The sequence below is a fragment of the Streptomyces sp. NPDC048483 genome (assembly GCF_040651455.1).
In the GTDB taxonomy this organism is placed as follows: Bacteria; Actinomycetota; Actinomycetes; order Streptomycetales; family Streptomycetaceae; genus Streptomyces.
This window is the reverse complement of the sequence record NZ_JBEZJZ010000137.1, coordinates 1-19,127: the sequence shown is the minus strand read 5'-3', so window position 1 is coordinate 19,127 and position 19,127 is coordinate 1. Positions and strand designations below refer to the sequence as shown.

At 70.8% G+C, this 19,127-nt stretch carries 16 protein-coding genes, 1 rRNA gene and 4 pseudogenes; 17 read left to right on the top strand and 4 right to left on the bottom strand.

The genetic code is table 11. From position 1 onward, the window contains the following. Together rrf and AB0D04_RS38220 are read left to right on the top strand one after the other, a co-directional pair. Positions 1-91, top strand: a 5S ribosomal RNA gene (rrf, locus tag AB0D04_RS38225); the annotation flags it as partial. Positions 92-374: 283 nt separating this feature from the next. Continuing rightward, positions 375-686, top strand: coding sequence for a hypothetical protein (locus AB0D04_RS38220; RefSeq protein WP_362712014.1), 312 nt, complete (start codon positions 375-377; stop codon positions 684-686). Between the two features lie 40 nt (positions 687-726). Here the strand turns inward: AB0D04_RS38220 and AB0D04_RS38215 are convergent, their stop codons facing one another. Next, on the bottom strand, positions 727-912 hold the full coding sequence (locus tag AB0D04_RS38215) for a hypothetical protein (RefSeq protein WP_362712013.1): 186 nt from the start codon (positions 910-912) through the stop codon (positions 727-729). Between the two features lie 108 nt (positions 913-1,020). On the opposite strand from AB0D04_RS38215, the pseudogene AB0D04_RS38210 reads away from it, so the two are divergent. After that, positions 1,021-1,347, top strand: a pseudogene (locus tag AB0D04_RS38210) (TIGR02679 domain-containing protein); the annotation flags it as partial. Between the two features lie 105 nt (positions 1,348-1,452). On the opposite strand, the pseudogene AB0D04_RS38205 reads toward AB0D04_RS38210, so the two are convergent. Together AB0D04_RS38205 and AB0D04_RS38200 are read right to left on the bottom strand one after the other, a co-directional pair. Continuing rightward, positions 1,453-2,046, bottom strand: a pseudogene (locus tag AB0D04_RS38205) (2-dehydropantoate 2-reductase N-terminal domain-containing protein); the annotation flags it as partial. Between the two features lie 143 nt (positions 2,047-2,189). Then, positions 2,190-3,440: an ATP-dependent carboxylate-amine ligase gene (locus tag AB0D04_RS38200; RefSeq protein ID WP_362712012.1), complete on the bottom strand. Its 1,251-nt coding sequence runs from the start codon at positions 3,438-3,440 to the stop codon at positions 2,190-2,192. A gap of 191 nt (positions 3,441-3,631) precedes the next feature. Here AB0D04_RS38200 and AB0D04_RS38195 point away from each other — a divergent pair, with 191 nt between their 5' ends. The 13 genes from AB0D04_RS38195 (at position 3,632) to AB0D04_RS38135 (ending at position 17,588) form a co-directional block, all read left to right on the top strand. Next, entirely contained in the window at positions 3,632-4,195 is a 564-nt protein-coding gene (locus tag AB0D04_RS38195; RefSeq protein ID WP_362712011.1) for an ATP-binding protein, read from the top strand. After that, positions 4,192-4,890: a response regulator gene (locus AB0D04_RS38190; protein WP_362712010.1), complete on the top strand. Its 699-nt coding sequence runs from the start codon at positions 4,192-4,194 to the stop codon at positions 4,888-4,890. Before AB0D04_RS38195 ends, AB0D04_RS38190 begins: the two co-directional genes overlap by 4 nt. A gap of 242 nt (positions 4,891-5,132) precedes the next feature. After that, positions 5,133-6,506 (top strand): LLM class flavin-dependent oxidoreductase, encoded by a 1,374-nt coding sequence (locus AB0D04_RS38185; protein ID WP_362712009.1) that lies wholly within the window; start codon positions 5,133-5,135, stop codon positions 6,504-6,506. 9 nt (positions 6,507-6,515) lie between these two features. Then, positions 6,516-7,685 (top strand): pyridoxal phosphate-dependent aminotransferase, encoded by a 1,170-nt coding sequence (locus AB0D04_RS38180; protein ID WP_362712008.1) that lies wholly within the window; start codon positions 6,516-6,518, stop codon positions 7,683-7,685. Further along, positions 7,675-8,649, top strand: a complete 975-nt coding sequence (locus tag AB0D04_RS38175; protein WP_362712007.1) for a 3-methyl-2-oxobutanoate hydroxymethyltransferase — start codon at positions 7,675-7,677, stop codon at positions 8,647-8,649. Before AB0D04_RS38180 ends, AB0D04_RS38175 begins: the two co-directional genes overlap by 11 nt. Further along, on the top strand, positions 8,646-9,971 hold the full coding sequence (gene ectB / locus AB0D04_RS38170) for a diaminobutyrate--2-oxoglutarate transaminase (protein ID WP_362712006.1): 1,326 nt from the start codon (positions 8,646-8,648) through the stop codon (positions 9,969-9,971). The genes AB0D04_RS38175 and ectB overlap by 4 nt, the downstream gene beginning before the upstream one ends. After that, positions 9,968-10,948 (top strand): diiron oxygenase, encoded by a 981-nt coding sequence (locus tag AB0D04_RS38165; RefSeq protein WP_362712005.1) that lies wholly within the window; start codon positions 9,968-9,970, stop codon positions 10,946-10,948. The genes ectB and AB0D04_RS38165 overlap by 4 nt, the downstream gene beginning before the upstream one ends. Before the next feature lies 1 nt (position 10,949). Continuing rightward, the gene (locus AB0D04_RS38160; RefSeq protein WP_362712004.1) at positions 10,950-12,179 is read left to right on the top strand and encodes an MFS transporter; all 1,230 of its coding nucleotides are present in this window, start codon (positions 10,950-10,952) and stop codon (positions 12,177-12,179) included. Further along, complete coding sequence (locus AB0D04_RS38155; protein ID WP_362712003.1) at positions 12,172-12,912, top strand: TSUP family transporter; 741 nt, start codon at positions 12,172-12,174, stop codon at positions 12,910-12,912. The genes AB0D04_RS38160 and AB0D04_RS38155 overlap by 8 nt, the downstream gene beginning before the upstream one ends. An 87-nt stretch (positions 12,913-12,999) precedes the next feature. Beyond that, complete coding sequence (locus AB0D04_RS38150) at positions 13,000-13,872, top strand: NAD(P)-dependent oxidoreductase (RefSeq protein ID WP_362712002.1); 873 nt, start codon at positions 13,000-13,002, stop codon at positions 13,870-13,872. Next, entirely contained in the window at positions 13,869-15,152 is a 1,284-nt protein-coding gene (locus AB0D04_RS38145) for an ATP-grasp domain-containing protein (RefSeq protein ID WP_362712001.1), read from the top strand. Before AB0D04_RS38150 ends, AB0D04_RS38145 begins: the two co-directional genes overlap by 4 nt. After that, entirely contained in the window at positions 15,149-15,682 is a 534-nt protein-coding gene (locus AB0D04_RS38140) for a flavin reductase family protein (RefSeq protein ID WP_362712000.1), read from the top strand. The genes AB0D04_RS38145 and AB0D04_RS38140 overlap by 4 nt, the downstream gene beginning before the upstream one ends. 1,097 nt (positions 15,683-16,779) lie before the next feature. Beyond that, positions 16,780-17,588, top strand: a protein-coding gene (locus AB0D04_RS38135; RefSeq protein WP_362712015.1) for an IS5 family transposase whose coding sequence is annotated in 2 segments (ribosomal slippage) — positions 16,780-17,124 and positions 17,127-17,588 — 807 coding nt in all. Because the reading frame shifts where the segments join, the coding sequence is not laid out codon by codon here. Between the two features lie 179 nt (positions 17,589-17,767). Here the strand turns inward: AB0D04_RS38135 and AB0D04_RS38130 are convergent. Beyond that, a pseudogene (locus AB0D04_RS38130) lies at positions 17,768-18,574 on the bottom strand (IS701 family transposase); the annotation flags it as partial. A 56-nt stretch (positions 18,575-18,630) separates the two neighbouring features. Between AB0D04_RS38130 and AB0D04_RS38125 the strand changes: the two are divergent. After that, positions 18,631-19,127 (top strand): annotated as a pseudogene (locus tag AB0D04_RS38125) (ISAzo13 family transposase); the annotation flags it as partial.

Genomic DNA, 19,127 nt, shown 5'->3' with positions numbered 1-19,127 from the left:
GCCCGGTTACATTTCGAACCCGGAAGCTAAGCCTTTCAGCGCCGATGGTACTGCAGGGGGGACCCTGTGGGAGAGTAGGACGCCGCCGAACAAATTTTGTGGGAAGCCCCGCACCTTATGGTGCGGGGCTTTTCCGCGTTTCCGGGCTCGTTCGACCCTTCCATACCGCCGGTCGCCTGCGCCGGCTTCGCAGGTTCATCCGTCGAGGCGTAGGAGAGACGGGCCGGAGGGGGATTCTGGGCGTATAGAGGGCCCCTGAGGGGCTGGAGGTTCTGAGGCCCGAGGAGGGCAGCCCCGTCCCAGCCGACATCGTGACCCGCATCCTTGCCGCTGTTGCGTACGGCACTTGTCTGCCCAGCGGGCACCCTGCAGCCGTGTCGGCCGACGGTGCCTGGCGTCTCGCACTCGCCACCGGGACTTGGGGCAAGCCGGGCCCGGCCCACATCGGCGCCCTCGCGCGACAGCGGGCGCGGCAGCGCAGGATCGGCGAACTGACCGAGCACATCGGCGAGACGAACGCCTCCCTCGCCGCCCTCGACGACCAGCTGCGCGGCCTCGCCGCCTCGCCGCGATCGCCGCTGCCGACAGGGCCCACCCCATGGCTGCGCAGGCAGACCGCTCGCGCCGGACCGCCAAGGAACAAGCCGAGGACGCGGCTACCGCCGAAGCGGAGGCGGCGGGGCTGAAGGCGCGCCTGGAGGCAGTGGAAGTCACCGTCGGCGAGGACTACGGACAGATCGTCGCACGCGTCGCCGAGGCGCGCGCCGAGCTGCGCCGCTGCCGCGAGAGGCTGGCCGGGCGGCGGATCTCCTGCTGCGCCTGGAAGGGCGCATCGGAGAACTGCGTGCCACCAGCGGCCAGGACGCCGAACGGCGGGAGCAGGCCGTCGCGCCCCGGGACAGTGCGGCGCATCGGTTCCGGCACCTGTGCCGGGCCGGGCTCGGCGAGGACGTCGGCATCACACCGGAACTCGACGCCGGGGACGGGGCCAAGGCCACCCTTGAGGCCGCCCGCGCCACAGTGGCGAAGTGGCCCGGCATCCCACACGCCCACGCAATTTGGGCCACGCCGCGACCCGCCTCTCCGAAGCGGTCCACGAGACCCGCCAGCGCCTCGGCGCCCGAGCCGACCTGGACCTGGAACTCGACGACGACATCCAGCTCTTCGCCGCCACCCTGGACGGCGTACGCGTGGGGGCGACGGGCCTGCTCGCCTTTCCCCCTCGTCCTGCGTGCCTTGGCAACCCTCCGTGGCATCGCCCCGCCGCAGTCCGCGGTCGACCGACGCGCCCTGTGGACTCGCTCGGGCATCGCCGACGACGACCTGTCCGCCACCGTTCTCGTTGGTGGACTGCGCCCGTCCGGCGACGGCCCGCTCGCCCGCGTGGCCCACGTCTGTGCCGAGGCCGGACAGGCCGCCGGTCTGACCCTCGCCCCATTACGCGCCCTAGGCGATGCCCGCGGCGTCGAGGGCCGCGGCACCCTCGGCCTTTGCCCGGGCGACCAGGTCCTGCGCGGTGGCGTCCGAGGCGGAGCCGCACACGGCCTCGACCACGTTGGCGAGGTTGCCGAGGAGTTTGCCGTACTTCCAGCGCATCACGTCCGCCGCCACCGGAGCCAGGAAGTGGGCCTTCTCCAGGTCGTCCGCTATCCGCCGGGCGGTGTCGTCCGTGCCCGCCCCGTACCGGCCGATGACCAGGGCGCCGGTGGAGGGGCCGCAGGGTGCGACGACCTCAGCCGGGTTCAGGTGGCTGCTGGGCAGGATCACGCATACGCCGTATACCTCGCGGAAGCGGCGCAGCGCCAGGCGCTCGTTCTCCACTCCGTTCTGGCCGCACACCACAGGCAGGCGCTCGCCCGCCGTGCCGCCGCCCGCCACCGGCCGCGCGGCCCATGTGTCCAGGGCGGCCACGCTGTCCTGGGTCTTGACGGCGAGTACGAGCACGTCGTCGTCGCGCAGTTCGAGGTCCTCGGGCCGTGCCACGACGGGTACGTCGAGGGCGACCAGGACGACGGACTGGCCGCTTTCGTGCAGCCGCCCCCCGATCGAACCGCCGACTGCTCAGGACCCGATGATGATGCAGCGCATTCCGCTCCCCGGCTCTCCGCTTCGGGTGTGGTACAAGATCGGGCAAGGTCGTACGGAGCCACACCAGGTGCCGTACGGCCCGAAGCGGGTTTGTTCGGCTGTCAGTTGAGGGCAGCGTGGTCGTCCTCGCCGTGGCGCCCGGTCCACCGCACCCCCGCGGCGTACCACTGGGCGAGGTCCTGGGCGCGCCGCTCGACCTCCTGGTCGTCGGCACCGGTCAGGACGTAGGCCGCCAGGTAATGAGCGGACTTCACGCCCCCCTGGTATGCCGTGCCCACCGTACCTCGCAGGCGTTCCTCCACCACGAAGGGCGGGGGGGCCTCGGGCAGGGCCGCGAGTGTGCCCCGTTCGGGATAGAAGACGACCCAGCCCGCGCTCTGTCCGGGCGCGACGCCGTGAATCCTGGCATCGGTCAGGGTCTGTGGGGCGACCTGGGCCCGGAACCACTGCTCGTCGAGGTTGAAGCCGGTGGCGGCGCGGATGGCGGGGGCGGTCAGCGCGCCGCCGGTTCTGCTGCCGATCTCGCACAGCACGAGGCGGTCGTCGGGCGTGTGGAAGACCTCCAGGTGGAAGGTGGCGCACTCGGGGGTGGGCAGCGCGTCGAGGACCTTTCGGGCATAGCCGATGAGCCGGTCCGTCAGCGGGTGGTCGCGGGTGAGCTGTGCCGAGCCCAGGTATATGCCGTCGTGGAAGGACAGGCAGTCGTTGAGGTAGCGCGAGGCGAACGCGGCCACCGGTTCCCCCGCCACCACCAGCCCGTCCACCACGTACATCTGGCCCTCCACGAACCGTTCCACCTCCGCGTGTTCGGGCAGGCCTTCGGTGAGGAGCCGGGCCAGGTCTGCCGGGCTGCGCAGCACCTGGGTGCCGGTGGAACCGGAACCGAGGGCCGGTTTCACCACCACGGGGTAGCCGTGCTCGCGGACGAAGCCGAAGAGATCGAAGGCCACGCGTATCGGGGCGAACTCCGGTACCTCGAGGCCGCTTTGGCGCACCAGGGTCTTCATGTGGACCTTGTCGCGGAACGCGAGGGTGCTGGCGTAGTCCTGGCCCGGCACGCCGAGCAGCTCCCGCAGCCGCGCGGCGCGCAGCAAGTCGCTCTCCATGCGAGCGATCACCGCGCTGGGCGGCATGCGCGCGGCGAGGTCGAGGGCCGTGCGTTCCGCGTCGCCGCCCTGGAGGTAGCCGGGGACGGAGACAGCGCCCGGAATGTGCCGGTACTGCGGGAACATGGCCTCGGAGACCAGGAGGTGCGGCTGTACGCCCGCATCAGCCGCCCACTTGTCGTACGGAGTGTCCGCATAGTCGCTGTTCACAAAAGCCAGAACACTGCGTTCCGCTCCAGACTTCACCAGCACCTCCCAGGACTCCTGAAAAGCACGCACAGGCCGCGTGCGGCATCCAGGCTAGAGGCGTGAGCCCAGGTCAGGGCTGTCCTGGCACATACCTTGGCTTTACCTCGGAAAGATTGTTCTGCTCATTCTGACCGTGTAGGAAGGCAGAGAACTCAGGATCCTGATCTTGCGCATGTACTGGGGGGAAGTTGAAGAACCAACACATTCTCGCCGCACCGCCAACGGCTCGTGACCATGAACTGGCGAATTGCCTGCACACCCTCGCAGGCCTGCTCGATCTGGAAATGTACGCACGGGCCCGGCAGTTCGTCGCGGAGCGCTCCGGCGACCCCGCACCGGAGCGAGACCGCGCGCCGGAGCCTCACTTACCGCAGGAACGGTGGCCCGAGCCGCTCCTCCATGTCCTTCTCGCCGGCAAGCGGGCAGCCGCTGTCGACGCGGCGGCCGCGCACCCGGCGGCGAAGCCCTTGGCCGAGGTCGGCATGTGGGCGGAGCCCGGCGCTACGGTGCTGAGCGTCGCCGACAACGGGCCCGGTGTGCCAACCACCCAGCGAGCGGCGGTGTTTCGCGACGGCTGGTCGACGAAGGAGGCGCCGCCACATCGCCAACGGGGGGTCGGTCTCACGCTCGTGCACGGCGTCGCGCGACGTTACGGCGGCTCGGCCCGGATGACCGAACGGCCGGGCGGTGGTGCCGTGTTCACGGACCGACTGCCCCGGAATCCGCCCGTGGCGGCGGGAGTAGCACCGTGATTGACGTTCTGGTCGTGGACGACGACTTCTACGTCGCCGAAATCAACTCCCGCTATGTGTCCCGTATTCCGGGATTCCGTGTCATAGGCCGGGCCCACACGGCCGCCGAGGCACTGATGGCCGTCGAACGCGGCAGCGTCGATCTGCTGCTGCTCGACCACTACCTTCCCGACGAGGACGGGCTGCAGCTGGTGCGCAGGCTCCGCCGGCTCGGCCACGAGACCGACATCATCATGGTCTCGGCGGCCCACGAGGCGGAGCAGGTGAGCTCGGCGCTCCGCAACGGCGTCCTGCAGTACCTGGTCAAACCGTTCAGTTTTGGGGTGCTGCGGGCCAAGTTGACGTCCTACGCGCAGATGCGTGACCGCCTCGGCCGTTTCGACTCCCTGGGCCAGGGCGAGGTGGACGAGATCTTCGGCACGCTCCACGCGCCGGTCCAGGCGGAACTACCCCCGAAGGGGTACTCGGCGGCGACCACCGAGCGCATCCGCGACGTTCTGCTCCGGGCCGGCAAGGCGCTGTCCGCGCAGGAGGTGGCCGACCTCACCGGAGTGAGCCGTTCCACCGCGCAGCGTTACCTCAAGCACCTGCAGGAGCGGGGCAGCGTTCAGCTCGCCCTGAAATACGGGGGCACCGGCCGCCCCGAGCACCACTACGAGTCCGCGCACGGCGCCTCCCACGCGCGCCCACGCTGAGCGCACACCACGAGGGCGTCCCCCGGCGCAGCCAGGCCCCGCACCCCGAAGGGCGCGGGGCCTGTGCCGTTCCGCCGGTGCCATCAGGACGTAACCCCGCGGTAATCAAAAGAAGCAGAAGGAGATTTCCGCGGTAAAGCCACAGTGCACGCAGAACCGTGTCCGCACTCGGCTCCTGATCTAGTGTCCGTCTCGATCCAAAGCTCCTCACCTGCAAGGACACCGGAGACCTGTCTATGGGCGTGACACGCCGTAAGCTCCGACTGGGAGCCTTTCTCCTGGCCCCCGGCTACCACGTGGCCTCCTGGCGGCATCCCACGGCCCACGCGGACGGCGGCCTGGACTTCGCCCACTACCGCGAGCTCCTGCACACCGCCGAGCGCGGCAAGTTCGACATGTTCTTCGTCGCCGACGGGGTGGGCATCCGCACCCCGTACCGCAACGCCGACGAGCTGAGCCGATGGGGCCGCTTCCTCCAGTTCGACCCGCTGACGCTCCTGTCCGCCCTCGCCGTGCACACCACGCACATCGGTCTCGCGGCGACCGCGTCGACGACGTACAACGAACCGTTCCACATCGCGCGGAAGTTCGCCTCGATCGACCACCTCAGTGCCGGCCGGGCCGCCTGGAACATCGTCACCTCGGTGACGGACGCCGAGGCGAAGAACTTCAACCGCGACTCCCAGCCCGACCACGCGTCGCGCTACCACCGGGCCAGGGAGTTCATGGAGGTCGCCACCGGCCTGTGGGACAGCTGGGACGACGACGCCTTCGGGTACGACAAGGAGTCCGGGCGCTACTTCGAGCCCGAAGGACTGCACGTCCTCGACCACAAGGGCGAGCACTTCTCGGTGCGCGGTCCGCTCAACGTGGCCCGCCCTCCCCAGGGTTACCCCGTGCTCATCCAGGCGGGCGCCTCTGCGGACGGCCAGGACTTCGCCGCCCGCTGGGCCGAGGTGATATTCACCGCCGCCCAGACCCTGGACGAGGCCCGGACGTTCTACCGCGGCATCAAGCAGCAGGCCGCCGCCTACGGCCGCGACGCCGACCAGATGAAGGTGATGCCCGGTCTCTTCCCCGTGATCGGCCGTACCCGCGCGGAGGCCGAGGACAAGTACGCGGTACTGCAGGAACTGGTCGACCCGGTCGTCGGGTTGGGGCTGCTCACCCAGCTCCTCGGTGACGTCGACATCTCGGGCTACCCGGTGGACGGGCCGCTGCCCGAACTGCCGCCCACCCAGGGCAGTACCAGCCGTCAGCAGCTCGTCTACGACAAGGCGCGCCGCGAGGGTCTGACGATCAAGGAGCTGTACCAGTCCCTGTCCGGGGGCCGCGGGCACCGCATCGTCATCGGCACCCCCCAGGACGTCGCCGACCTCATGGAGGAGTGGTTCACCGGGGAGGCCGTCGACGGCTTCAACGTCATGCCGCCCGTGGTCCCCGAGGGTCTGGACGACTTCGTCGACCTCGTGGTGCCCGAGCTGCAGCGCCGGGGCCTGTTCCGCACCGAGTACGAGAGCACCACCCTGCGCGGAAACCTCGGCATCGACCGTCCCGCCCGTGGCGCCGCGGCCGAACTCCCGCTCAGCACGGGCCCGTTACAAGTCCAGGAGTGAGCACCCCTCATGCCGACGTTTGGTAGAACTCTCAGCGAGATACCGCCCTCCCCGCTGGTGGCCGTCGACCGGCTGCTGCGCTCCGGCGCGCACGCCGAACCGGTGCCGCTGCAGCAGGGCAAGACCGTCTTCGAGCCGTGCGCGCGGCCGAGCGCCTGGGAACGCGCGGAGTTCGGGATCGCGGCCCACGAGCACGCGCCGCCCGCCGGAGTCCCCGCGCTGCGCTCGGCGTTCGCCGACGCGGCGAGCCGACGCCGGGGCACCCCCGTCGACCCCGGGCAGGTCCTGGTGACGAGCGGTGCCACCCACGCCATCGCGGTGACCCTGCATGCGATCCTGGGCCCGGGGGACGAGGTCCTCATCCTGTCGCCGCAGTGGCTCTTCGCCACCGGCCTGGTGTGGGCGGCCGGCGGGACGCCACGCGAGGTGCCGGTCTTCCTGGAGCTGAGCGAGGACCCCGGCTTCGACTTCATCGCCGCGATCGAGCGGGCCGTGGGACCGCGCACCCGGGCGATCTACTTCAACAACCCCAACAACCCGACCGGCTTCCGCCTGGACGAGCAGGCCCTGGGCGCGCTCGCCGAGCTCGCCACGCGGCACGACCTGTGGCTGATCGCCGACAACGCGTACGAGAACTACGACTTCAGCGACGGCGGCTTCCTCGACATGGCGACCGTCCCCGGCGCGGCCGAGCGCACCTTCTCGGTGCACAGCTGCAGCAAGACGTACGCCATGCCCGGCGCCCGCGTGGGCCACCTGATCTCGCCGCCCGGCGCGGAGGAGATCCTCACCAAGTGGTCGCTGCACACGCTGTACTCGGTGTCCACGGCTGCGCAGTACACCGCGTTCCGGGCGCTTGCCACACCCGCCGACGAGCTCGCGCGGCGCCGGGCGGCGGCCGAGCGCGCATGGCAACTCGCCGACGCCGCCCTTGAGATCCCGCACAGCCGCATCACGGGCGGGCTCTACACCTTCCTCGACCTGAGCCGGTACGGCGACGGCGCGGAGTTCGTGCGGCGCTGCGCCGAGGCGGGGGTGGGACTCGCACCGGGCCGGGTGTTCGGCGCCCACTGCGACGGCTGGGCCCGGCTCTGCTTCACCGCGGCACCCGAAGAGGCGGTCGTGGACGCCATCGGCCGTATCAACAAGATCTACTGGGAGGGTGGCCATGACCGTTGACACCACCGTGGCCAGGCCGGCCGCGGCTTCGGCGCTGGCTCCGTATCTGCACCGGTACGACAGTCCGGCACAGCTCGGACTCAAGATCAACGCGTATCGGGGCTACGAGGTGGAGGGCCTCGCCGAGGCGCTGCGCGCACCGGACCTGCACGACGCCCCCGTCGAGTGCGTGATGGTCGGCGACTCGTACTTCATGACCCACCTGGGCCGCGACGGCACCACGCTGACCGGCGACGACGAGCAGGAGTGGGGCCTTGCGACCCTCACCGGCCTGGTGGCCGAGGTGCGCAAGGCCCTTGACGCCGAATTCCCGGCGGCCAGACGGCCGTTCCTGCTCGCCGACCTGCCGGACGGGGCGACCCGCAGCCCGGCCACGGCACGGGCCGCCGCCGACCGGTTCGTCGCGGCCGGCGCGGACGCCGTCAAGATCGAGGTGGCGGGCGAGGGCGAGTTCGCATGCATCGAGGCCGTGGCCGCGACCGGCACGCCCACCCTGGCACACCTCGGCTACACCCCGCAGAGCGGCAGCCTGACCCGGCACGGCGACGCCTTGGACGGCGCGCTGGCGCTCTTCGCGCAGGCCCGCAGGGCCCGGGCCGCGGGCGGCTGCGGACTGATCATCGAGATGGTCAGTGAAGCCGTGAACCAGGCGCTGAGCCGGCCGCACCCCGAAGGCCTCCCGCTGTACTCGGTGTTCAGCGGCCGGGCCCGCTGGGGCGGCCAGAGTCTCAACCTGTGGGACGCCGTCGTACGCCCCGTACCAGGCGGCCGCTACTTCCCGCCGACCCCGGTGATCGACGCGGCCGAGGTGGCGGAGCGCTACACCCCGGAGCTGATCGCCGACCGTATGCGCGAACTGCTGCGGCTCAGTGTCGCCGGCTGGTTCCCGCTCTCCCCGCGCACCGCCCTGACCCCCCGTGAGACGGCCGAGATCACCGGCATCGACCCCTGGAGTGCCTCATGACCACCGCCGAACCGGTCACCGCGGGACCGGTGACCCCCGGATCGGACACGGCCGTCTTCGACGAGCTCGAATCGGCCGTACGCACCTACTGCCGGCGCTTTCCCGCCGTCTTCACGCGGGCGGCAGGACACCGCATGTGGGACGCGGACGGCCGCGAGTACATCGACTTCCTGTCGGGCGCCGGCGCGCTGAACTACGGCCACAACCCCCCCGAGGTGCGCGCCGCACTCATCGACTACCTGCAGGCCGACGGTCCTGTGCACGGCCTCGACCTGCACACCGGCGCCAAGGCCGCGTTCCTGCACCGCTTCCGCGAGGTGGTGCTCGCGCCGCGCGGGCTCGACCACCGGGTGCAGTTCACCGGGCCGACCGGCACCAACGCCGTCGAGGCGGCGTTCAAGACGGCCCGCCGGGTCACCGGACGCACCGACATCATCGCCTTCACCGGCGGCTTCCACGGCCTCTCGCTCGGCGCGCTCGCCGCGTCCGCCACCTCGTTCAAGCGCGGGGCGGCCGGGGTGCCGCTCGGCCACGTCACGCGGATGCCCTACGAGGGGTACGCGGGTGAAGGCGTCGACACCATCGACTACCTCACCCGGCTGCTCGACGACCCGGGCAGCGGCATCGACCTGCCCGCGGCCTTCGTGGTGGAGACCGTGCAGGGCGAGGGCGGCCTCGCGGCGGCGAGCGCGCCGTGGCTGCGCAGGCTCGCCGAAGTGGCGCGCGAGCGGGGCATTCTGCTGATCGTCGACGACATCCAGGCCGGGTGCGGGCGCACCGGCACCTTCTTCAGCTTCGAAGAGGCGGGCATCGTCCCCGACCTGATCTGCCTGTCCAAGTCCATCAGCGGCTTCGGCCTGCCCATGGCCCTCGTCCTGGTCCGCCCCGAGCTCGACCAGCTGGGCCCCGGCGAGCACAGCGGTACCTTCCGCGGTAACAACCTCGCCTTCGTCACTGCCACGGCCTGCCTGGACCGCTGGGCGGACCCGGAGTTCGCCGCGCAGGTGCGGCGCAACGCCGCCGCGCTGGAGGACCGGCTCACCGAACTGGCCGCCAAGTTCGCCGATCTCGGGTGCACCGTGCTGGGCCGCGGCCTGATCCGCGGGCTCGGCTTCACCGACCCGGCGCTCGCGGACCGGGTCTCGCGGGCCGCCTTCACGCGCGGGCTCCTGGTCGAGACGTCCGGCGCCCGTGGCCAGGTCCTCAAGATCATGCCGCCGATCGTGGCGGACGCCGAAGACCTGGCACCCGGCCTCGCCCTCCTCGCCGACGCCATCGCGTCGGCCGCACAAGACGACGTACCCGAAGGGGACTTGAGTTGAGCATCGCCGAGCACGAGCAGACCATCGAGGGCGACCACGAGGTGGGCCAGGAGCACGGCATCGACGAGAGCGTGCTGCGCCGGATCGCCGACTCCTGGCCGCGGCGCGCCACGATCCGTACCGATCTGGACCGGATATCGGAGCCGGAGGAGTACGACGAGAAGCTGCCGGACTACCCGGAACACCTGCTGCCGTTCGCCGAGCATCCGCTGTACCTCGCGGCCACGCCCGAGCAGCGCCAGAAGGTCCTCACCATGGCCTGGCTCGTCTACAACGAGCGGGTTATCGCGGCCGAGGAGTACGTCGCCAACCCGACCTTCGCCATGATCATGCACGGCGCCTTTCCCGGTGCCGACAGCGTCCAGCTCAAGCGCGCCGTCCAGCAGACGCACGTGGACGAGGTCTGGCACACGTACATGCACATGATCGCGATGCAGCGCACCCGCGAGGTCCGGGAGATCACCGGCGAGCCCGCCTACCCGCACACGGTCACCTACCGCCGTCTCCTGGAGGCCGACGCGAAGGTGTCGGAGCGCTGGGAGCGCGACCTGCTGAAGCTGGTGTGGACGACCGTCTCGGAGATCAGCGTCAACGCCTATCTGGAACTGCTCTCCCGCGACAAGACCGTCCAGCCGCTGCACTCCCTGGTGCCCCGGCTGCACGCCCGCGACGAGTCCGCGCACTCCTCCGTCATGGTCGAGGTCGCCAAGGCGCTGTACGTGCACATGAACACCGAACAGCGCCGCGCCTTCGCCGACTCGCTCCCCACGGCGCTGCACGCCTTCGTGGAGCAGGACTTCGCGGTGTGGCCCGGCCTTCTGCGGGCGGCCGGCTTCGAGAAGGCCGACGAGATCGTCGAGGACTGCCGCCGCCAGGCCGGCACCGGTCTGCTGGTGCGCGACTTCTCCGGGGTGCGGCGCATCGTGCGCGAGATGGAGCTCGAGGACCAGGTCGACTTCGACTTCGGGGCCGAGTGACGTGAAGCTCACCGCGGGCGGCCGCAGACTCGCCGCCGCAGCCCTCGTCCAGTCGCTCGGCATCGGCCTGTTCATGGCGAGCTCCATGGCGTACTTCACCCGGCAAGTGGACCTTTCGGCGAACCAGGTGGCCTCCGGGCTCGCCCTCGCCGGTGTCGTGGCCCTGGGGATCTCGCTGCTCGGCGGGGTCCTCGCCGACCGGTACGGGGCGCGGCGGGTACTCGCCGCCGTGTACCTGGGGCGTGGGGTGTGCTGTGCGGCGTACGTCTTCGTCACGGACTTCTGGCAGTTCATGGCGGTGACGCTGTGCGCGGTGGCGTGCGACCGGGCGGGGCCTCCGGTGCTCCAGGCACTGGTCGCCGTGGCCGTGCCGGAGCGCCAGGAGCGCACCAGGCTGCTCGCGGTGGTCAACGTTGTACGCAACTGCGGACTCGGGGTCGGCGCGATGGCGGCCGGCGTCGCGCTCGCCAGCGACACCCAGGCCGCCTACCGGGTCACGCTGATCGCCATCGGGCTTGCCTTCCTCGGCGGTGCGGTGCTCGTGCTGCGGGTGCCCGAACTCGCCGCGCCGACGGCCGAGGCGGCCCCGGATGGCGCGGCGGAACGGCCGGTCAAGAGCCGGGTGGTGCCCGACGTGCGCTATCTGACGCTGACCGGGCTCAACTTCCTGCTGTTCTTCTTCGACACGATGCTGCTGGTCGCGATGCCCGTGTGGATCCTGGAGCACACGGATGCCCCGCGGGCCACCGTGTCCGTGCTGTTCGCGCTGAACACCGTGCTCGTCATGGTGCTGCAGATCCCGGTCAGCAAGCTGGCGACCGGTCAGCGGCGTACCACCCGGATGCTGACGTGGACGGGCGCCGTGCTCGCGGTGAGCAGTCTGTGCTTCGCCGCGTCCGGCTCCGTCGCGGGCGGGCCCGCGGTGGCGTGGCTGGCCGCCGCCGTGGTGACGCTGTCCCTGGCCGAGGTGATCGCCAACTCCGCGGTGTGGGACCTGTCCATCGCCCTGGCCCCCGAGGAGCAGCGCGGACGCTATCTGTCCGTCTTCAATCTGAGCGTGGCCGGACAGCGGGTCCTCGGCCCCGTGCTGGTCACCGGACTGCTGCTCGGCTCGGGTTCGCTCGGCTGGGTGGTGGCCGCTGCGGTGCTCGTGGTGGCGGGCGGCGCGGCCGAGCGGGTCGCCCGCACGGCCGGGGAGCGGATGCGAGTCGGGGTGCCCGTCGATGCCTGAACTGCCCATCCTTGCCTTCGCGTCCGTCGCGGTGTTCCTCGGCGCCCTGGTCCAGGGCAGCCTGGGAGTGGGTCTGGCCCTGGTGTCTGCGCCGGTGGTGCAGATCGCCGCGCCGAGTCTCATGCCGGGGTCACTGCTCCTGGTCGCCGCCGTCCTGGCCGCGCTCGGGGCGGTCCGGGAGATCTCCCACACCGACTGGCACGGCGTGTCCTGGGCGCTGGCCGGGCGGATCCCGGCCACGGCGGCGGCCTCGTACGTGATCCTCGTGGTCTCGGGGCCGACGCTCGACCTGCTCTCGGCGGGCATCACCCTGGGCGTCGTCTCGCTCCTCGTCTTCGACCCGGCCCGGCTGCCCAGGAACCGGGGCACGCTGTTTGCCTCCGGAGCCGTGGCGGGGCTCATCGGGACGACGTCGTCCATCGGCGGGCCGTTCACCGCGCTCCTGTACCACCAGGAGCCCGGCCCCAAGATCCGCGGCACTCTCAGCGTCTTCTTCACGGCAGGGACGCTGCTCTCGCTCGTCTCCCTCACGGTCGTCGGCCGTCTGCCGAGCAGGCAACTGGCCTTCGGGGCCCTGCTGTTGCCCGCGGTGGTGGCCGGATTTGCGCTGTCGGGGCCGGTCCGTCGGCGGGTGGACGGCGGCGGCCGGATGCGCGCCGCGGTGCTCGCCCTCGCGGTCGTCGCGGCGCTCGTCCTTATCGCCCGGGGGCTGGTTGCCCTCCATACGGGATGAGAACGGCGGTACGCCACGAGCGCGCCGGAACGCCTGAGCGCGTCCGCCCGGACGCGCGAGCAACAAGTACGGAGAAAGGAACGGATCATGCGGGTGGGATTTGCGGGACTGGGGTCCATGGGTGGTGGGATGTGCCGCCGGCTCGCGGAGCGCGGGTTCGACGTGGTCGCCTACGACGCCGATGCGAGCGTCGCCGCGGCGGCCGGTGAGCACCCGGGCGTGCGCGCGGCCGCGTCCGTCGCGGACCTGGCCGCGCCGGTGGTGGTCACCATGCTCCCCGACGGAGCGGCCGTCCGGCAGGTGGCCGAGGAGCTGCTCCCGCACCTCGCCGCCGGCTCCCTGATCGTCGACACGGGCTCCTCGGCACCCGAGGACACACTGGCCCTCGGCCGCGCGGCCGCCGTGTACGAGGTGTCCGTGGTGGACGCGCCGGTCTCCGGCTCCCCGGCCGCCGCGCGGGCGGGTGAGCTGACGCTGATGGCCGCGGGCGAACCCGGGGACGTGGAGCGGGCGGAGCAGGTGCTCGGCGCGCTCGGCAAGACGTACCGGGTGGGTCCCGCGGGCGCGGGCCACGCGCTGAAGGCGCTCAACAACCTGCTCTCCGCGGTCAATCTCGCCGCGGTCGCCGAAGTCATGCTCGCCGGGCGGGCGTTCGGCCTCGAACCCGCGGCAATGCTGGAGGTGATCAACGCGTCCACCGGCCGCAACCACGCCTCGCAGACCAAGCTCCCCGACCATGTGCTGCCCGGCACCTTCGACTCGGGCTTCGCGCTGCGCCTGATGCTCAAGGACATCCGCATCGGCACGTCGTTGCTCGACTCCGCGGGCGGCCCCGCCGCCTTCGGTCACGCCTGCCAGGAGCTGTGGGAGAAGGCGCACGACGAACTGCCCGCGGGCGCCGACAACGTCGAGGTCGTGCGCTGGCTGGAGAACGCATCGGGACGGGAGCTGCGCGCATGACGCACGAGAACGCACCGCGGATCGCGGTCATCGGCGGCCAGGTCGCCACCCTGAAGAAGGCCCGGCAGGCCGGCTTCGACATCGTCTGGGTGTACGGGCCGCACGAACTCGACCCGGCAGGCCTTGAGCTGGTGGCCGAGGCCCACCTCACGGACTACCGCGACCCGCAGGCCGTCGCCGATCTCCTCACCGCCGTACACCGGCACCGGCCGCTGGCCCGGGTCGTCTCGATCATCGAGGACGGCCTGGAGTCGGCGGCGGCCGCGACGACGGCGCTCGGCCTGCCGGGCACCGGCCTCGACACCGTCCGCGTGCTGCAGGACAAGCTGGCCTTCCGGACGCTGCTCGCCGAGCGGGGCATCGAAGGGGTCGCCGCCCGGCTGGGTCATAACGAGGCCGACCTCCGCGCCTTCGTCGCCGAGTTCGGGCCCGCGGTGATCAAGCCCAGGTACGGATCCGGCAGCCTTGGCGTGCGGCTGGTGCAGGGCCCCGGCGCGGTCACGGAAGTCGCGGCCTGGGCGGCGGAGTTCGGGCTGCACACGTTCGTGATGGAGCAGTATCTGCAGGGCCCCGAGTTCAGCGTGGAGGCGTTCAGCTTCGCGGGCGAGCACGTGGTCGTCGCGTACACGGCCAAGGAGAAGCTGGACTCGTTCGTCGAGGTCGGGCACGTACAGCCGGCGGGCATCGACGCGGACGCCACGGCCCGGATCGAGTCGCTGGTCACCAGGATGCTGGATGCCGTGGGAGTCAAGGACGGCCCCTCGCACACCGAGGTGATCGTCACCTCCGACGGCCCCCGCCTGGTGGAGTCCCACAACCGGCGCGGCGGCGACCGGATCACCGACCTGGCCAACGAGGTGTACGGGACCGACATCGACGCGCTGGCCTTCCTCTGGTACGCGGACCGTACCGCGCCCATCACGCCGGGCCCGGCCAGGGGCGGCGGCGCCATCCGCTTCCTGACCGCCGAGCCGGGCGTCGTCGAGTCCGTCACCGGAGCCGACGAGGTGCGCGCCGATCCGCGGGTGGTGGCCCTGCATCTCTCCGTCGCGCCCGGTGACACGGTGGCCCCCATCGCCTGGTCGTACGACCGGTCCGGGCTGCTCATCGTCCGTGGCGACTCGGCCGACGAAGCGCGTGCCCAAGCCCACGAACTGGCCGCCCGGATCACCATCAAGACCCGGCCCGACACGGAGTCGGGCACACCGCGCTCCATCGCGGCCGTGGCCCCCCGCCCCGAACGGCTGCTCGGCACCACGCCCTCCGGGCCGGGGTCGTGACCACCGCGGCGCCCACGGTCGGCGCCCGTCAGCTGCGCACCGCACTGCGGGGGCACGCCTCCGGCGTCGCGGTGCTCACCGCGGCCACGCCCGGCGGCCCCGCCGGGGTGACGATCACCTCGTTCACCTCGGTGAGCGCCGAGCCGGCGCTGGTCTCCTTCGCGCTCGCCGAGTCGTCCTCGACCTGGGCCAGGGTCAAGGACTGCCAGCGGTTCGGGATCCAGCTGCTCGGCGCCGCCCAGCGCGAGGTGGCCGAGCGGTTCGCGGCCGCGGGCGTCGACCGGTTCGCGCCGCCCACCCGCTGGCACACCGGCCCGCACGGGGTGCCGCTGCTCGACGACTGCGCCGCCTGGCTGGTCGGCACGCGCCATCGCCAACTCGCGCTCGGTGACCATCAGTTGATCGTCTGTGCCGTGGAGCACGTACGGATCGGGTCCCCGCGCGACAGCCTGGTTCATCTGCACGGGGCCCTGCAGGCCGCCCCGGGTGCGCCCCCTGTCCCGGAGAGTCCACAGAGTGCAGAGAGGTGACCCCCTACGGGCAAGTTCTACCAGGGGCTGACCCCGTCACTGTGTGCCTTCATCGCCCAGGCCTCCCTGTACTTCGAGGCCACCGCACCCCTGTCGGCGGACGGACACGTCCATGCTGATAGGCGCGTTCACCTGCCTTCTCCCCGGTCATGACGACGCCGCCGAGGGCGTCGTCGAGCGGAGCCCGCATCTGAGGGACGAAACGCGCGTTCTCGTGCAGCAGTACACACCCCTGCAGCATGGGCGTGGCCGGTTCCGACGCATCGAGAACCCGCAGAGCGGGCGTGCGGCCGGGGAACGGCGGGTTGGCCATGGTCACCTACCTGTTGGTGAGCCCGGAGCCTGAAGGGGCATCCGGTGGAGAAGGACACGAGCAGATCCCGGCGAACTCCTCGATTTCCAGGCCGGCCAGGTGGGCTGCCCGGGACAGGTCGAGGTGGTGCCGTCGCGTCAGCCGGGTGACGGCTTCGGCGAGGTGGCGCGGAGTTTCGCGCTCGATCGAAAGGGGCCGGCGTCCCCGCCCCCGCCCGCGAAGCAGGCGTCCAGGCGCTCGGTGTCGGGTTCGTCGCCGATGGGGACGCAGCCCTGGTGGTTGTTGGGGTCATCGGCGGACGTACCAACCGCCCCGGCCGCCGGGGCGGCGGCCTTGCTGTTGTCGGCGGCCGTCTTGCCGGCCAGGCGGGCGCCTTCCGGGACGGTCAGTGAATTGGCCGTATCCCCCTTGCGGTGGGGGAAAGTGTCTTCTTCCGCGGTCCGGCATCACGCACCGGAAGGGACTTGTAGCCCTTGGCACGCAGATCGACCAGCTCCTGCCGGGAAATACTGGCCTCCCTCTTGATCGTCCGGTCCGGCTTGGCAGCCGCATCCTTGACCGGATGTTCCGCGGGCGCCGGCGCACTCTGGGCGGAACCGAACCACCGGGAGCGCGAACGCCCCCGCCACCGCTATCAGTGCTCTTGAACGCCACGTTCTGCGCAACGACATGCGTTGACAATCCGTGTTCACAGCCGGGCCCGGCAGGCACGTCTCCCGACGGCCCCGGCTTACGGCAATGGCTAAGACGTCATCTCATTTGGATGCCTCGTAGGGTGTCGTTCATGGTGGGGATCGTTGAGCGGTTAGTGCCGGATGAGTTGTGGGAGCTGTTCCAGCGGGTGGTGCCGGAGGCGCCGTTGCGTCCTCAGGGTGGTGGCCGACGTCGGCACGGTGACCGGGAAGTGCTGGCGGCGATCGTGTTCGTGGCCACGTCGGGATGTACGTGGCAGCAGTTGCCGTCAGCGTCGTTCGGGCCGTCGGGGGCGACAGCTCATCGCCGCTTCTCCGAGTGGTCGAAGGCCCGGGTGTGGGCGAAGCTCCATCGCCTGGTCCTCGACGAGCTTGGTTCCCGCGGCAAGCTGGACTGGTCGCGCTGCGCGATCGACTCGGTGAACATGCGGGCCCTGAAAAAGGGGATCTGACGGGTCCGAATCCTGTCGACCGGGGCAAGTACGGGTCGAAGAACCATTTGATCACTGAGCGGGCCGGTCTGCCCCTGTCCGTCGGAATCTCGGGGGTGAACCTGCACGACAGCCAGGCCCTGATCCCACTGGTGAAGGGCATACCGCCGATCCGCTCGCGTCGAGGCCGGCGGCGACGCAAGCCGGGAAAGCTCCACGCCGACAAGGGCTACGACTACGACCACCTGCGGCGATGGTTACGCCGGCGCGGCATCACCCACCGCATCGCCCGCAAGGGCATCGAGACCTCCCAGCGACTGGGCCGCCATCGCTGGACCATCGAGCGCACCATGTCCTGGCTCGCTGGCTGCCGCCGCCTCCACCGACGCTACGAGCGCAAAGCCGAACACTTCCTCGCCTTCACCAGCATCGCCTGTACCCCCATCTGCTACCGCAGACTCGCCAAATGAGATGACTTCTAATATTGCAACGGTGTTTGTGCTGATGGGTGGGCAGTTCTATGGGCTGTGGCCGCGTCGTGTGTAGTGGCAGATGCGGGCCTGGTGTTGGCGTCTGTGGCGCCGGTATGACCAGTGCAGGATGTGGTCGACGGGTGTGGGTGGGCGGTCGGTGAGGCGGGTGAGCAGGCGTCTGATCTCGGCGAGGCTGAGGCGGATGAGGTTGGAGGATCCGTTTCTGCTTTCCCGGCATCGAGTGCACGGGCCCGCAGGACGGTCAGGCAGGCGTGTGTGGCCATGGCCAGGGTGATGTGGCGATACCAGCCTGGGTAGCGGCGGACTTGGTAGTCGTCCAGGCCGCACTCCTGCTTCGCCGTCTGGAAGCATTCTTCGACGGCCCACCGGCTGCCGGCGATACGGATCAGCTCGTCCAGGGTGGTGCCGGCGGGACAGTAGGCGATGTAGTAGGAGATCTCCTCGGGCCGCCTGACGCTGCGACGGGCGAGGACCCAGTGCCGACGGTCCTCACGGTGCCAGGGACGGACTTCGACGCGGGCCCAGTCGAACACCCGCAGTCCATGAGCACCCCTCCCGCACGAGCGGCGTTTCCACTTCTGCCGCGCAAGGCCCGTGAACAGGTCGTGGACGGGATGGTCCAGGGCCCAGCGGGTGACGAGGGTGTCGTGGCGGGTGGTGGCCATGACGTGGAAAACGTCGGCCTGCTCCAGCTCGAACCGCCGGCCTTTGCTGAAGCGGTAGGCGGCATCCGCGGTCACCCACCGGAATGGGATCTTGTCCGCGATCGCGCGGCGGACCATCTTCTTGGCCATGACGACCTTGGTCTCGAAGCCGACCTCGTCGTCGATGCCCGACCTGCGGCACCTCTCGCGGTCGTCTGTCCAGGAGGTGGGCAGATACAGCCGGCGGTCGATCAGCGTCCGGCCACCGCCGGCTGCATAGGCGAGGAAGACGCCGACCTGGCAGTTCTCGGTGCGGCCCGGGGCCTGTATATCAATTACTGCTCGGTGTGCGGGTGTTGGCGGGACAATGAAATGTGACTGCGCGTACGGCCGCTCGGGCTTCGGTTGTGGCTTTGAGGGCGAAGTTCGATCAGTTCCTTCCCCATCTGGATGAGCGGCGCCGTCGGATCTACCTGGCCAGCGAGGCCGCCGCGCTTGGCCACGGCGGGATCACGCTGGTGGCGGCCGCTTCTGGCGCCAGTGCGGCCACCATCGCACGCGGGATAGCTGAGCTGTCGGGGCGCCCCTTGCCAGCCGGGCGGATCCGGGCTCCAGGAGCCGGTCGTAAGCCGGTGATCGTCACGGACCCCGGTCTGCTGCCCGCACTGGAAGCTCTGATCGAGCCGCACACCCGGGGTGATCCGGTCTCACCCTTGCGCTGGACCACCCTTTCGCTTCGGTCTCTGGCCTCTGCGCTGACCACTGAGGGGCACCTTGTCAGCGCGGCCACCGTTGGACGCCTGCTGCACGCCCTGGGATACAGCCTGCAAGGCACCGCCAAGACCACGGAAGGCGCAAGTCATCCGGACCG